This window comes from Mycobacteroides chelonae CCUG 47445 (assembly GCF_001632805.1).
GTDB classification, from domain to species: Bacteria; Actinomycetota; Actinomycetes; order Mycobacteriales; family Mycobacteriaceae; genus Mycobacterium; species Mycobacterium chelonae.
The window spans coordinates 3,868,687-3,883,038 of the sequence record NZ_CP007220.1 but is presented as its reverse complement, the minus strand read 5'-3'; the positions used below and the strand labels follow the sequence as shown (position 1 = coordinate 3,883,038).

18 protein-coding genes are annotated in these 14,352 nt (G+C 64.6%); 9 read left to right on the top strand and 9 right to left on the bottom strand.

Features of this window, described 5'->3' with window-relative positions:
• From rfbB to BB28_RS18955, 4 genes are read right to left on the bottom strand one after another with little or no spacing between them, the layout of a single operon-like run.
• A complete protein-coding gene (gene rfbB, locus BB28_RS18970; RefSeq protein ID WP_046254643.1) occupies positions 1-996 on the bottom strand; it encodes a dTDP-glucose 4,6-dehydratase in 996 nt (331 codons plus the stop codon).
• A gap of 20 nt (positions 997-1,016) precedes the next feature.
• Positions 1,017-1,841 carry an LLM class F420-dependent oxidoreductase gene (locus BB28_RS18965; protein ID WP_046254642.1) on the bottom strand — a complete coding sequence of 275 codons (825 nt, stop codon included), beginning with the start codon at positions 1,839-1,841 and terminating at the stop codon, positions 1,017-1,019.
• Positions 1,842-1,870: 29 nt separating this feature from the next.
• Positions 1,871-3,403, bottom strand: coding sequence for a flotillin family protein (locus BB28_RS18960; protein WP_046254641.1), 1,533 nt, complete (start codon positions 3,401-3,403; stop codon positions 1,871-1,873).
• Entirely contained in the window at positions 3,400-3,924 is a 525-nt protein-coding gene (locus BB28_RS18955) for an NfeD family membrane protein (RefSeq protein ID WP_046254640.1), read from the bottom strand. Before BB28_RS18955 ends, BB28_RS18960 begins: the two co-directional genes overlap by 4 nt.
• 129 nt (positions 3,925-4,053) lie before the next feature.
• Between BB28_RS18955 and BB28_RS18950 the strand changes: the two genes are divergently transcribed.
• The 9 genes from BB28_RS18950 to truA all read left to right on the top strand — a co-directional run bounded on the left by BB28_RS18950 (position 4,054) and on the right by truA (position 10,133).
• Complete coding sequence (locus BB28_RS18950) at positions 4,054-5,337, top strand: FAD-dependent oxidoreductase (RefSeq protein WP_046254639.1); 1,284 nt, start codon at positions 4,054-4,056, stop codon at positions 5,335-5,337.
• Between the two features lie 205 nt (positions 5,338-5,542).
• Entirely contained in the window at positions 5,543-5,764 is a 222-nt protein-coding gene (infA, locus tag BB28_RS18945; protein WP_003418601.1) for a translation initiation factor IF-1, read from the top strand.
• Between the two features lie 22 nt (positions 5,765-5,786).
• On the top strand, positions 5,787-5,900 hold the full coding sequence (gene rpmJ, locus BB28_RS24720; RefSeq protein ID WP_003886927.1) for a 50S ribosomal protein L36: 114 nt from the start codon (positions 5,787-5,789) through the stop codon (positions 5,898-5,900).
• A gap of 169 nt (positions 5,901-6,069) precedes the next feature.
• Positions 6,070-6,444: a 30S ribosomal protein S13 gene (rpsM, locus tag BB28_RS18940; protein WP_030096736.1), complete on the top strand. Its 375-nt coding sequence runs from the start codon at positions 6,070-6,072 to the stop codon at positions 6,442-6,444.
• A 4-nt stretch (positions 6,445-6,448) separates the two neighbouring features.
• Positions 6,449-6,868, top strand: a complete 420-nt coding sequence (gene rpsK / locus BB28_RS18935) for a 30S ribosomal protein S11 (protein ID WP_030096737.1) — start codon at positions 6,449-6,451, stop codon at positions 6,866-6,868.
• A gap of 15 nt (positions 6,869-6,883) precedes the next feature.
• Positions 6,884-7,489, top strand: a complete 606-nt coding sequence (gene rpsD / locus BB28_RS18930) for a 30S ribosomal protein S4 (protein WP_046254638.1) — start codon at positions 6,884-6,886, stop codon at positions 7,487-7,489.
• A gap of 76 nt (positions 7,490-7,565) precedes the next feature.
• Positions 7,566-8,618, top strand: a complete 1,053-nt coding sequence (locus BB28_RS18925; protein ID WP_046254637.1) for a DNA-directed RNA polymerase subunit alpha — start codon at positions 7,566-7,568, stop codon at positions 8,616-8,618.
• A gap of 60 nt (positions 8,619-8,678) precedes the next feature.
• Positions 8,679-9,245: a 50S ribosomal protein L17 gene (gene rplQ, locus BB28_RS18920; protein ID WP_046254636.1), complete on the top strand. Its 567-nt coding sequence runs from the start codon at positions 8,679-8,681 to the stop codon at positions 9,243-9,245.
• Positions 9,246-9,248: 3 nt separating this feature from the next.
• Positions 9,249-10,133: a tRNA pseudouridine(38-40) synthase TruA gene (gene truA / locus BB28_RS18915; RefSeq protein WP_046254635.1), complete on the top strand. Its 885-nt coding sequence runs from the start codon at positions 9,249-9,251 to the stop codon at positions 10,131-10,133.
• On the opposite strand, the gene BB28_RS18910 is transcribed toward truA, so the two are convergent.
• The 5 genes from BB28_RS18910 to BB28_RS18890 form a co-directional block, all read right to left on the bottom strand.
• Positions 10,134-10,850: a cutinase family protein gene (locus BB28_RS18910; RefSeq protein ID WP_046254634.1), complete on the bottom strand. Its 717-nt coding sequence runs from the start codon at positions 10,848-10,850 to the stop codon at positions 10,134-10,136. It lies immediately after the preceding gene.
• A gap of 42 nt (positions 10,851-10,892) precedes the next feature.
• Positions 10,893-11,444 (bottom strand): cutinase family protein, encoded by a 552-nt coding sequence (locus BB28_RS18905; protein WP_030096743.1) that lies wholly within the window; start codon positions 11,442-11,444, stop codon positions 10,893-10,895.
• Between the two features lie 132 nt (positions 11,445-11,576).
• Positions 11,577-12,566, bottom strand: a complete 990-nt coding sequence (locus BB28_RS18900) for an alpha/beta fold hydrolase (RefSeq protein WP_046254633.1) — start codon at positions 12,564-12,566, stop codon at positions 11,577-11,579.
• Between the two features lie 10 nt (positions 12,567-12,576).
• A complete protein-coding gene (locus BB28_RS18895) occupies positions 12,577-13,227 on the bottom strand; it encodes a cutinase family protein (RefSeq protein WP_162269722.1) in 651 nt (216 codons plus the stop codon).
• A 1-nt stretch (position 13,228) separates the two neighbouring features.
• Complete coding sequence (locus tag BB28_RS18890) at positions 13,229-14,281, bottom strand: EamA family transporter (RefSeq protein ID WP_046254632.1); 1,053 nt, start codon at positions 14,279-14,281, stop codon at positions 13,229-13,231.
• Positions 14,282-14,352 lie beyond the last annotated feature (71 nt).

Here is a 14,352-nt window from a genome sequence, read left to right as displayed (position 1 = left end):
TCACTGCCCCTGTTTCGCGTAGCGGGCTTCCACAGCATCCTTGATGGGACGCCACCAATCCTCGTTGTCCTGATACCACGAGATTGTTTCGGCCAACCCACTGGTGAAGTCGAGATGTTTTGGCTTCCAGCCCAATTCATCTCGCAGCGGAGTGGGATCAATGGCGTAGCGCAGGTCGTGGCCCGCGCGGTCGGTGACATGATCGAAGTCGTCCGGCGACTTGCCCATGAGTTCGAGAATGGTGCGCAACACCGACAGGTTGTCTCGTTCTCCGTCGGCCCCGATGAGATAGGTGCGTCCGATGGCGCCGTCCTCGATGATGCGCCACACCGCACTGTTGTGATCGTCGACGTGGATCCAGTCCCGGACATTGGCCCCGGCCCCGTACAGGCGCGGGCGGCGGCCCGTCAGGATGTTGGTGATCTGCCGTGGAATGAACTTCTCCACATGCTGATACGGCCCGTAGTTGTTGGAACAGTTGGAGATCGTCGCGCGCACTCCAAACGATCTCATCCAGGCGCGCACCAGCAGATCCGCCGAGGCCTTGGTCGCCGAGTACGGGCTCGACGGGTTGTATGGGGTGGTGTCGGTGAACCGATTCGGGTCATCGAGCTCGAGATCGCCGAACACCTCGTCGGTGGAGATGTGGTGCAGCCGCACATCATGGCGGCGCACTGCTTCCAGCAATGTGTAGGTGCCAATGATGTTGCTGTGCAAGAACGGTGACGGGTCCGCGAGCGAGTTGTCGTTGTGCGTTTCTGCGGCGAAATGCACCACCACATCGTGGGCGGCGACCAGCCGATCCACCGTCTCGGCATCGCAGATATCGCCCTGTACCAGCTCGACCGATGCGGTGACCGGAGTCAACGACTCGCGGGTACCGGCGTAAGTCAGCGCGTCGAGAACGGTCACCGAGACATCGGGGCGCTCACGGACGGTCGCATGTACGAAGTTGGCTCCGATGAAACCGGCGCCGCCGGTCACCAAGATTCGCATGCACTAACCCTAGTGGGGGATTACCGAAGCGTGTCCGCCAACGAGGTCAATGTGTCGACCAACCCCTTATCGCCCAGGACCTGAATGAGTACCTGGTCTGCGCCGGCGTCGAGGTGTTCGTGCAATCGTGCGGCGATTTCCTCGGCCGTTCCGTGCGCCACCACGGCGTCGATGAAGGCGTCACTTCCCGGCGAGGTGACGTCCTCGTCGCTGAAACCAAGTCTCTTCCAGTTATTTACGTAGTTGCTCAACTGAAGATAGAAATCGACGGTGCGGCGGCCGATCTCGCGTGCGCTCTGTGCGTCGGTGCTGAGCACCACCTTGTGCTCGGGGATGAGCAGCGCGTCCGGGCCGATGATCTCCCGGGCTTCCCGGGTGTGCTCGGGCGTCGTCAGATAGGGGTGTGCGCCCGCGGTGCGATCCGCCGAGAGCTTGAGCACCTTGGGGCCGAGCGCGGCCAATGCCCGGCGCTGCTTGGGTACGCCCGCGGCATCCAGCCCGTCGAGGTACTCGACAAGGGCGTCGTACGGCTTGCGGTACTCGGCCGAGGCCTCCGGATGCCCGGCACCCACGCCCAGGAGGAACCGCCCCGGATAGGCGGCCTCGATCCGGTGGAACGAGGCCGCTATCTCCTCGACCGGGGAGGTCCAGATGTTCACGATGCCGCTGGCGACCGTGAGATTCTCGGTCGCCTCCAACAGCGGCTCTACGTACGCGAGATCCGAGGTGAACACACCCCCGATCCACACCGATCCGTAGCCGAGATCCTCGATGGCCTTGGCCTGCTCCGGTGTGACCGGACCGCCGTTCCATATTCCATACCGGTTGAGGTTCGATTCGCCCATGTCGCGTCCCAACTTCGCAGGAGGTGTCGCTATTCCTCCACTGATCCTTCCGGATGCGCCGCGGGTCCTTCCGGATGCGCCGCGGGCGCGGGGGCAGGGGGCGTGGATTCTTTGACCTGCTGGGTGCGGTTCAGTAGGTCGGCCACATCGATGCCTGAAACCTTGAGGCTCTCAATCACTTTCGCTACTGCCTGCGGACTCACTCCTAGAAGGGTGCCTAGCGCGTCCTGGGCATCACCGGAGCCGCCGATGATGGACAGCCTTTCAATCTCGCCGATCGGTTTTGACGCGGCCTCGGTTGCCTGCACCACCGACGCGAGGATGTCCGGCAGTGTGAGCAGTCGCGCGGCCTCCGGCGTGTAGGCATTGAGTGCCGCGGCGACCTCCTTCTTACCGTCGGCCTCGGCCAGCAGCTTGGCCTTGATGCCGTCCGCTTCGGCGATCAGCTTGGCCTTGGTGCCGTCGGCGGCAGCCTGCTGCTCGATACGGAAGGCGTCCGCGGCTGCCTTGCGGGCGTCAGCTTCCGCGGAACCCTTCTGCCGCTCGGCTTCGGCATCAGCCTGCGCCTTCAGGATCGCGGCCTGCCGACTGCCTTCCGCGATCGCGATGTCGGCCTGCCGGCGCGCCTCGGCCGGGGCTATGACGTCGGCCTGCAACGCGGCCTGGGCCTGCTCGGTACGACGCTGCTCCACCTCGGTGCGGGCCTGCATGCGCGCGGCTTCCGCCTGCTCGCGGGCGATACCCACGTCCTTTTCGGCCCGGGCCTGGGCCAACGGGCCCGCCTGATCTGCCTGGGCGTTCTCCGCCTCCGTCTGCGCGCGCAGACGGGCCAGTTCCACATCGCGCTTCTGGTTGGCTGAGGCGATCGCGGTATCGGCCTCAGCCTGCGCGATGGAGCCGGCCTGCCGGGCTTGAGCCGATTGAATCTGCGCGTCCCGCTCGGCCTGGGCAGTGCCGACCGTCGCATCGCGACGCACCTCGGCGATACGGCGCTGGCCGAGCGACTCCAGGTACCCATTGCGGTCGGAGATGCCCGCGATCTTCAGGACATCGACCTCCATGCCGATGCGGGCTAGATCGCCGCCGGCCTCCTCGACGACGCTGCGCGCCAGCGAGTCGCGATTGGAGTTCAGGTCCTCGACGGTCATCGTGGCGGTGATGCCACGCAGGCTACCGGCCAGGATCTCGTTGATCTGCCGCTGCAACTCGCTGAGATCGGCGGTGAGGAAGCGCTGGACGGCGGTCTGCACCGCCTCGTCGTTCGAGCCGATGCGCACCAGCCCTACGGCCTCGACGTTGACCGGAACACCGTTGTTGGACAACGCATTCTGCAGGTTGATGTTCACGTTGAACGGTTCGAGCGACATGATGTCCACCCGTTCGATGCCGGGCATCTTGAAACGGGCGCCACCGCGCACCACCTTGGGCTGACCACGGCCCGTGAACACCGCGACCTCGTTCGGCGGCACCTTGATGTAGTTGCGTACGTAGACCAGCGGCAGCGCCACGAAAAGCACCAGCGCCGCAATGGCGATGGCGACGATGATCAGAAGTGAGCTCATGCGGGGTCCTTAGAGGTTTGATGTGGAATGCCGACTACATGCAGGTATTCGTGGTCCACGTCAGCGATGTAGACCGCGGCGTTCTTGGCCAGCCCGTTGGGTTCGTCGGTGATCGCGCGCGAGCGCACCCGATTGCCGTCGGCGTCGGTGAACGCGACTTCGCCCCAGCCGCCGCCGGAAGGCACCTCCAGGGTGATGGTGCCGAGCCTTCCGATGTAGGACGCGCGCCCCGAATGCGAGTTCGCCTGCTGGCGTCGCAGATACGTCAGGAAAAGTTGCAGGATCGACACCAGCGCAACCGCGCACACGGCTGCGATGATTGCTGTCGGCAGTGTTGCGATGCCCAGGGCCGAGCCGATGAATCCGCCGGCACCCGCACCCGTCAGGGCGGCGGAAATCGAGGTCAGGCTCAGAAACGGCATCCCGTCGCCATGGCCGATGTCGGTGAGCAGCAGCGCCGAGAGCACTGCGATTCCACCGACCGTGAAGGCCGCCAGATATCCAACTGTCAGACCGTCCACTCGACCCCCTCCCCGTTGCCGACGCCGATGTTCGCCACTACCGACATAGGTACCACGTATCCGCCCCGCTGGCTATGTGTTGCCGGGCTGAACAGGCGCTCGCGTGCCCCGGCGCGGTACCGTCATTGGGTGCCTCACCTAGCGGCAGTGTCGGCGGACGCGCATCGGGACATTACCGATGACGCCGTCGTGATCGTCGGCGGCGGCCCAGTGGGGTTGCTGGCTGCCACGTTATTGGCGCGCCGGGGAATTCGCGTTGTTGTGCTGGAGGCGGCGGGCTCGAAAGATCGCCAGCGCCACCGGAACTGTGCGACATTCGTCGGACACTCGACATTGCGGCGATACGACCGGGTAGCACCCGAATTGGGTGCCCGTCTGCGCCAGTCCGCGCTCGCGGTCCATGGCGTACAGACCTTCTACCAGGGCCGCCCAGTGTTCGTCATGTCCTCGTATGCACCCTCGCGGATACCGGGTCCGTGGAACCCCGCGGCATGGGGAATGAGCTTGTCGCAGCGCACCATTGAAGACGAGAGCCTGGCCGAGGCGCTGAATTTGGGAGTGGAGTATCACTCCGGGATTGCCGTCACCGACATCAGCACCGACCACACCGGCGCTCGGTTGACGCTTTCTAGCGGCGATCGGCTACGCGCGAGCTATGTCATTGCCGCCGACGGTTCCAGGTCGGCCGTTCGGCAGGCGCTGGGCATCGGCATGTCCGAGCGCCCGCCGTCGCCCCCTTCTGCGGTGATCGACGTCGAACCGCATCCTGACGGTGTCACGCTCGATCTGCCGGTGCAGATCCAGTACCACCATCCCGATCTGGGCGGACGTCACGCCATCCGGCTGCCCTACCCGGACGGTCTGCGCCTTGATGTTCAGTTCCTGCCCCACGATGAGGCCACACCATCAACTGAACTGGTGCGTTCCTGGGTCACGGCGCTCACCGGTGATATCTGGTACGCCGACCACATCAGGTCGGTCGAGGTGCATCACACCGTGCAGGGCGTGGCGAGCAGCTACACCGACGTGAATCGTCGAGTGCTGCTCGCGGGTGAGGCCGCCCATCAGTTCGCCCCGCTGGGGGGCCGCAGCCTCAACTCGGGCGTGGCCGACGCCGCCGCGGCCGCCGAGGCCATCGCCGAGGCGCTGGGGGAGCCCAGCGATCTCGCCGCCGCCTGGCTGGCGATCAATCGCAGCGCTCGCGAGCGGCGCCGCTCGGGTGTGCGTAACCGGATACTGTCCGTCCGGGCACAGCGAGTCCTGGATGGTTCGGACGTATCGATGCGGGCCAGGCGGACAATGGCTGCCAAATCCGCACCCCATATCTGGATCGCCGGCGCCTGGCTGACAGCGGGTCTGGTGCGACCCACGGCGATTCCACATATCAGCAGGTCGGGAGTCACCTGGTCGTAAGACCTCCGGACGGTTCTGACGGCCCGTTCGCCGGTTTGGTTTGGGGGCGTTACGCGGGTATCCTTGACCAACGGTGCGGCTTACGTGCCGACTGTCTGCGTGCCCTGTCCTGGATTTTCCTGTCACCGGCTCACGTTCGAGGTCGGTGAGTGTTGCCGTGTCATGCCGGCGATAGCCGGAGCAGGCAATAAGAATCGCGGAGGATATGGCTAAGAAAGACGGAGCCATCGAGGTCGAGGGCCGGGTGGTCGAACCCCTGCCCAATGCGATGTTTCGCATTGAGCTGGAGAACGGACACAAGGTGCTTGCCCACATCAGCGGCAAGATGCGGCAGCACTACATCCGCATCCTGCCTGAGGACAGAGTGGTAGTGGAGTTATCTCCCTATGACCTGTCCCGCGGTCGGATCGTTTACCGGTACAAGTAACGACAAGAACAGGATTGGGAACGTGAAGGTCAACCCGAGCGTCAAGCCGATCTGCGACAAGTGCCGCGTCATTCGCCGGCACGGGCGGGTCATGGTGATCTGCCAGGACCCTCGCCACAAGCAGAGGCAGGGCTAGTCAGAACGTCCGCAAGGACCTGGCTGACCAACTACATAACTGAATGATGACCTCCCAGAACCACTGACCGGGTACGCCGGACAGACACCCCCGGAACGAAGGCCGGGGCCCCAACCTAGAGGGGACGGACTGGGATCAGACCTTCGTTGAATGAAAGAGGAACTGCCGCATGGCACGTCTCGTAGGCGTCGACCTACCGCGCGATAAGCGTATGGAAATCGCGCTCACTTATATCTATGGCATCGGCCGGACCCGCTCCAAGGAGATCCTGGCCGCCACGGGCATCAGCCCCGAACAGCGCAGCAAGGACCTGACCGATGATCAGGTGACACAGCTGCGTGAATACATCGAAGCCTCTCTCAAGGTGGAGGGTGACCTGCGCCGCGAGGTTCAGGCCGACATCCGCCGCAAGATCGAGATCGGCTGCTACCAGGGCCTGCGCCACCGTCGCGGCCTGCCGGTGCGCGGTCAGCGGACCAAGACCAACGCGCGTACCCGCAAGGGCCCGAAGCGCACCATCGCCGGCAAGAAGAAGGCTAGGTAACCCCGTGGCACCACCGAAGAAGGGCGCCGGTTCCGGGCCCAAGAAGGCGCAGAAGACCCGTCGCCGGGAAAAGAAGAACATCCCGCTCGGCGCAGCGCACATCAAGAGCACGTTCAACAACACCATCGTCTCGATCACCGACCCGCAGGGCAACGTGATCGCGTGGGCGTCCTCCGGCCACGTCGGCTTCAAGGGCTCGCGTAAGTCGACCCCGTTCGCCGCACAGCTTGCCGCCGAGAACGCAGCCCGCAAGGCGCAGGAGCACGGCGTCAAGAAGGTCGACGTGTTCGTCAAGGGTCCCGGCTCCGGCCGTGAGACCGCCATCCGCTCGCTGCAGGCCGCCGGCCTCGAAGTGGGCGCGATTTCCGATGTCACTCCGCAGCCGCACAACGGTTGCCGTCCGCCCAAGCGGCGCCGGGTCTAAGGGAGGCTTGAACTAATGGCTCGTTATACCGGACCCGTCACTCGCAAGTCCCGTCGTCTAGGTGTCGACCTCGTCGGTGGCTCCAGCGCGTACGAGAAGCGTCCTTACCCTCCCGGCCAGCACGGCCGCGCGCGGATCAAGGAGAGCGAATACCGTCAGCAGCTGCAGGAGAAGCAGAAGGCCCGCTTCACCTACGGCGTCATGGAGAAGCAGTTCCGCCGCTACTACGCCGAGGCCGTGCGGTCCTCCGGCAAGACCGGTGAGCAGCTGCTGCAGATCCTGGAGACCCGTCTGGACAACGTCGTGTACCGGGCCGGCCTGGCCCGTACCCGCCGGATGGCCCGCCAGCTGGTGTCGCACGGTCACTTCACGGTCAACAACGTGAAGGTCGATGTGCCCAGCTACCGGGTGTCGCAGTACGACATCATCGACGTCAAGGAAAAGTCGCTGAACACCTTGCCGTTCGAGGTCGCACGCGAGACCGCCGGCGAGCGGCCCATCCCGGGCTGGCTGCAGGTTGTCGGCGAGCGTCAGCGCATTCTGGTGCACCAGCTCCCCGAGCGTGCGCAGATCGATGTGCCGCTCACCGAGCAGCTGATCGTCGAGTTCTACTCGAAGTAAGAAGTCGGGCCGCCCAACCGGGCTGCCTCCACTGACCGGCATCAAATAGCGGGTGCCGAGAAGGAGATAGAAAAGAATGCTGATTTCTCAGCGACCCACCCTGTCCGAAGAATCGCTGGCCGAGAACCGGTCGCGCTTCGTCATCGAGCCCCTGGAGCCGGGATTCGGCTACACCCTGGGCAACTCGCTGCGGCGCACCCTGCTGTCGTCCATCCCGGGCGCGGCCGTCACCAGCATCCGCATCGACGGTGTGCTGCACGAGTTCACCACCGTTCCCGGGGTGAAGGAAGACGTCACCGACATCATCCTGAACCTCAAGAGCCTCGTGGTGTCCTCGGAGGAGGACGAGCCGGTCACCATGTACCTGCGCAAGCAGGGACCGGGTGCCGTCACCGCCGGTGACATCGTTCCGCCCGCCGGCGTGACCGTGCACAACCCCGACATGCACATCGCGACCCTGAACGACAAGGGCAAGCTGGAGATCGAGCTCGTCGTCGAGCGCGGTCGCGGCTACGTCCCGGCCGTGCAGAACAAGGCCTCGGGTGCCGAGATCGGTCGTATCCCCGTCGATTCCATCTACTCGCCGGTGCTCAAGGTCACGTACAACGTCGACGCCACCCGTGTCGAGCAGCGCACCGACTTCGACAAGCTGGTGCTGGATGTCGAGACCAAGAACTCGATCACCCCGCGTGACGCCCTGGCCTCGGCTGGCAAGACGCTGGTTGAGCTGTTCGGTCTGGCACGTGAACTCAACGTCGAGGCCGAGGGCATCGAGATCGGGCCGTCGCCGGCCGAGGCAGACCACATCGCCTCGTTCGCGCTGCCCATCGAGGACCTGGACCTGACCGTCCGGTCGTACAACTGCCTCAAGCGCGAGGGTGTGCACACCGTCGGCGAGCTGGTTGCCCGCACCGAGTCGGATCTGCTGGACATCCGCAACTTCGGTCAGAAGTCCATCGACGAGGTGAAGATCAAGCTGCATCAGCTCGGCCTGTCACTCAAGGACAGCCCGACCAGCTTCGATCCGTCCGAGGTCGCCGGATACGACGTTGCCACCGGCACATGGTCGGACACCGGCTCGTACGACTTCGATGGCGATCAGGACTTCGCCGAAACCGAACAGCTCTAAACACAATCCGTCCCGGTCCTACCTGATACGGGGGCCGGCCCCGAATAGGAGATAGTCGCAATGCCAAAGCCCACCAAGGGTGCCCGTCTCGGCGGGTCGTCTTCGCACCAGAAGGCGCTGCTGGCCAACCTGGCCACCGCGCTGTTCGAGCACGGCCGGATCAAGACCACCGAGACCAAGGCCCGCGTGCTGCGGCCCTACGCCGAGAAGCTGATCACCCACGCCAAGAAGGGTGGTCTGCACAACCGGCGCGAGGTGCTCAAGAAGATCCGCGACAAGGACGTCATCCACGCCCTTTTCGAGGAGATCGGTCCGTTCTACGCCGATCGCAATGGTGGCTACACCCGCATCATCAAGGTCGAGAACCGTAAGGGCGACAACGCGCCCATGGCGGTCATCGAGCTGGTGAAGGAGAAGACGGTCACCTCTGAGGCCGACCGCGCTCGCCGGGTCGCTTCGACCAAGAAGGCCGAAGAGGCCAAGGTCGAGGAGACTCCTGCTGAGGATGTCGCCGAGGTCGAGACCGACACTGCAGACGATGCGGCTGCCGAGGCGGAAGGCGCGGCGGATGCCGCAGCCGACACGGCTGAGGCTCCCGAGGCCGAGGACGCAGACAAGAAGGAATGACCTTTGGTCACACCTGAGAACCAGCCCGCTACCGGAGACGGTGGCGGGCTGGTTCGTTTACGGCTCGATATTGCCTATGACGGAACCGATTTCGCGGGATGGGCCACTCAAGTCAACCAACGTACGGTCGCCGGGGTGCTGGGTGAGGCATTCACGACCATCGTGGGGGAGCCGGTCTCGCTGTACGCCGCCGGGCGCACCGACGCGGGCGTACATGCCACGGGCCAGGTAGCGCATCTCGACATCCCGCATGCTCGGCTCCCAGAAATCCTCGGTAGATCCCGCTCCGCGGATGCGCCTGAGTTCGGCAGGCTGATCCGGCGGCTGTCGCGTTTCCTGCCCAAAGACGTGCGCGTGCTCGATATACGGCGTGCCCCCGAGCATTTCGACGCGCGGTTCTCGGCCCTGCGGCGGCACTACGAATATCGGTTCTCCACGGCGCCGTTCGGAGTGCTGCCTCTAGAGCGGCACGATGTCGTCGGATGGCACCGCCCGCTGGACGTCGGGGCCATGGCCGAGGCTTCGCAGAAACTATTGGGGCTGAATGATTTCGCGGCCTTCTGCCGCCATCGTGACGGCGCCACAACGATCCGTGAATTGCAGCGGTTCGACTGGACGGTCGATGGACATCAGGTGTCCGCGCACGTGAGTGCCGACGCGTTCTGCTGGTCGATGGTGCGGTCGTTGGTGGGTGCGGTGCTGGTAGTGGGGGAGGGCAGACGGCCGGTGCAGTGGTGCGCGGACCTGCTCAAGAAGGAAAGGCGTTCAAGCGATTTCGCGGCTGCGCCGGCGCGTGGTCTGACACTGGTCGGTGTGGACTATCCGCCCGATGACGAGATGGCGGCTCGCGTGTTGATCACGCGTGATGTTCGAGTCCGGAAGGACTGACTACTCGCTGGGCTCGGCTTCGCCGTGGCGGTTGAGTTTCGAGGCAACGAAAGCCGCGGCCTCAGCGGGAAGTCCGGTGCGTTCATACGAGGTGTGGGCGTCCCAGCTGTTGTTGGGACCGGCCATGCAGATCGGGTCTCCTTGATTGCAGAGATCGATTGCCCGCGAGCCGAATACGCCGGCGATACCGCTCAGCGGGCCGCCCGTACGGTGGGTGGCGTTGCCGAACGTCGCGATAGCCGCGATGCGGTCGCCTACTGCGGGAGGTAGGGGACGGTTGAACCCGATGCCCACGTTCGGAACACCGATGATCGTGTCGATTACCTCCGCACCCATCGAGTACCCGCCGATGACGAGCTTGGTCCGGGGGCAACTGGCTGCCACAGCTTGCAGGTGATTGCTCAGATCATTGGCCCCGCCGCCGGCCGAAAAGATGCCGGCGTCGTAGTTGACGGGGTAGACGTTCATGCTGGCCCCGGTCGCCTCGATGCGCGGGGTCAGGGAGTCCACGAACTCACCGCCTACGCGGCCCAACCCGACTGGCTCCTTGCGACCCCGTGCAAATGAGACGTCTACGTCTGAACACGGATCTGCCGACGCGTGAGGCACCGCATAGACAAGCCCGACAACATTCACCGCCGACAGCGCGAACACCGTCAGGGCGACAAGATAACTCAGGACAACGCCGACCCTCGTGCCCCGCTGATGCGTGGTCACACCACGATGCTACGGGTCAGCGAGGTCTTGTGTGCCCTTTCTCTAGAGCTTGCCCGCCACGAAAGACGCAGCCTGAGCGGGCAGATTTGTCTGCTCGTAGGTCTGGTGCGCGGTCCACGAGCGGCCGCCCTCCTGGCAGACCGGGTCGCCGGGATTGCACTGATCGATCCACCGCCCGGCGAGGGGACCGGTCATGCCACCGCCGCGCCGGTCGATGTTTCCGAAGGTCGCGATTCCCCTGATCCGGCCGGCGACGTCCGGCGGCGGGTTGTTGGCGACGTCGTCCACGACGGTCGCGCCCATCGAGTATCCGCCGATCACCAGCTTGGTGTTCGGGCAGGATGATGCGACGTCGCTGAGGTGTGCGCGCAGGTCATCGGCACCTTCTCCGGTGGAGAGCAGTCCGGCGCTGTAGTTGACGGGGTAGACGTTCATGCTGCCGACCTTGGGGCCGAGGGCGTCAACGAACGCCTGACCCACCCGGCCGAGGCCGGGCGGCTCATCACGGCCGCGAGCGAAGGAGACATCCACGGCGGCGCACGGGTCGGCGGTCGCGGTCACCGGCTGCGAGATGGTCACCAGGCTGATGAACATGAGCAGAGCGGCGAGCGGAAATCCCCACCGGCGGACGTGCGCGATTGCAGGTGAAACAGCACTGTACGTCGTCACACGGGAATGCTACGGGTAAGTCAATCTAGTTGTCATATCGGTGCGGTATGGGCCATGTCACCTGGGCGGAAGCGACCCCAGGAACTCAATCATCGCGGTGTTGACCGCGTCAGGCCGCTCCATCTGCACGAAGTGTCCGGCCCCCTCGACGATCAGCACCGACCGCAAACCGGGAACGAGATCGGCCATGGCCGTCATGGGGTCGCGGCCGAGCATTTCCAGGACCGGATCAGCCGATCCGGCGATGAAGGTCACCGGTACGCCGATGGGTCTGTCGTGCAGGTGCTCATTCTGGGACCACACCAGATCCTCGGCCCGGTACCAGTTGAGGCCACCAGTGAATCCCGTGCGCGTGAATTCGGCTGCGTAGTAGTCGAGATCTTGCTCGGAAAGCCAATTCCATGGCAGGGGAGGGGGACTCGGAAGGACATCTAGGTAGCCGTTACGTTTGTCGCCCACGCGTGCCGGGTGGTCCCAACAATCCAGATAGCGATTTGCCCCGCTGAGAGCGTGGAACAGCGTGGCCAGGAATGTCTTTGGCTGCGCATCCAGCTCGGACTCTGCCACGCCCGGCTCCTGGAAGTACTCCAGATGTGTGAAGTGCTGAGAGGCAAGGTAATTGAATCCAACGCTCGGTGTTACCGGGAGTCGCCGGGTGCGCGGTACCGACAGCTGGATCAGTGCGCGAACTCGATCCCCCGCCCAGGCGGGCATGTCCCACACCAGATGTGCCCCGAAATCGTGTCCGGAGAACACCGCATCGTGCAGATCCAGCGCGTCCAACAGGCCGACGAGGTCGTTGACCGTGGTGTTGCGGTCATAGGCGGTTACGTCCCGCGGTGCCGTGGTGCGTCCATATCCGCGCATATCCGGCGCGATGGCCCGATATCCGGCCGCAGACAGCGCGGCCAGCTGGTGGCGCCAGGTGTACCAAAGCCCGGGAAAACCATGGCACAGAACAACCGGCGGTCCTTCGCCCTGTTCGGCCACGTGCATGTCGATTCCATTGACCGACAGCTGGCGGTGGGTGATCTGGGAAACAGTCACCCAGGCGAGGCTAGTTCACCCGGGCGGCAGCGAAGTCCGCAGCCTGCGCAAAGAGTGCCGGTGGGTATGTGGTGTGGGACTTCCAGCTCTCGTTGTCGCCCGCCATGCAGACCGGGTCGCCGTCATTGCACAGGTCAAGGACGCGATCGGAGTAGGCGCCCGCGAGGTTCTGGATCGGGGCGAAGCGGTTGACGATGTTGCCGAAGGTGACGATCGCCCGAATGCGGTCACCGACCTCTGGGGGAACCGGATTGGTGAAGTTGAAGAAGTCCCCGATCGAGACGGGACCCTGGAATCCCAACGCGGTGTCGACGACGCCGGCGCCGAGGGAGTAACCGCCCACCACCAGCTTGGTGTTGGGGCATGAGTTGGCCACCGATTGCAGGTGGGCGCTCAGGTCGTTCGCTCCGCCGCTGACGTCGGTGTTGGCGTCGTACCGGACCGCGTACACGCCAACGTCTTTGACGCGGTTGCGCAGCGCGCTGATGAATCCGTCGCCGATGTTTCCGACGCCTGGCGGCTGGGAACGCCCGCGGGCGAAGGAAACCTCGACGTTGGGACAGGCCGCCGAAGCGGTGGCGGGGAGGATGACCGCGAGACCCGTGGTCATCATGATTGCCGCAACCGAAACAACCGCCGCGCGTGCGGCGGCGGCGAACAACTTACTGGCTGGGCGTGGATTCGGCTGTAGCGTCACACACTGAGGTTACGGATAATTCGCTGTCACTGCCATGTGATTTCAATCCCGCAGGTAAAGAAGCTGAGAGCCCGGCTGCGCTGGATTCGGCATCCGCCGAGGTATCCGCGCCCTGATGTGCCAGAACCAGTCCTGCGAGAATGACCGCGGCGCCCACGTATTGGATGGGTGCGATGGTTTCCCCGAGCAGCACCCATCCCGCAATCACCGCGCACAGTACTTCGGTGAGCGCGATCAACGACGCATAGCTCGGCTTGAGTCGGGCAATGGCGGCGATGCCAGTGAGATAGGCGATCGCGGTGGTGACCACTCCGAGAATGAGGATGGGCACGTAGACCGGTGCATGCCAACCGGCGACCTGTACGTCCTGGGTGGAAAAGGTCATCGGCATGATCCCGGTCAGCCCGAAGCCGCCGACCGCGATGGTGCCGACGAGTAGGCCGCTGGTGGTCAGCGTGATCGGTTGCAGCCCTTGCGCCTTGCCGCCCGCCCGGTGTGACGAGATGAAGTAGTACGCGGCGCAGACCGCGGCTCCCAATCCCCACAGCACCCCCACCGGCTCTACGCGGGATCCGCTGAAGATGTTGAGTACCAACAGCATCCCCGCCAATGCGAGGGCAGCGCCGGCAAGCACCCGGGTGTGCGGACGGTGTCGGGTGGACAGCCAGGTCCAGGCGATAACCAGGATGGGGCTCAGGAACTCCAGGAGCATCGCCACGCCGACCGACATGTGCCTGACGGCGCCGAAGTAGCAGAACTGGGCCCCGGCCACGGGAATGATCCCATACAGCACAACGACTTTAGTGTGGCGCCTGGCCTCGGAGAACCATCCGGGCGCTGCGATGCAAGCGGCCACGACCATGACTGCGGCACCGGTGGCCAGGCGCGCGGTGACGACGGCGGTCAGGGACCAGCCTGCCGCCATGAGTGACTTGGCGAAGGGACCGGAAAACCCGAAGGTGGCGGCCGAGGCGAGGGCGAGGATCACGCCCGCCCGGAAAGTGGCCCTGTCGTTCACCGCACCTCCCGCGTGTCATGAGTAAAATCGAATACGGTCATGACGGTATAAGTGAAGGATGTCAGGTGTCA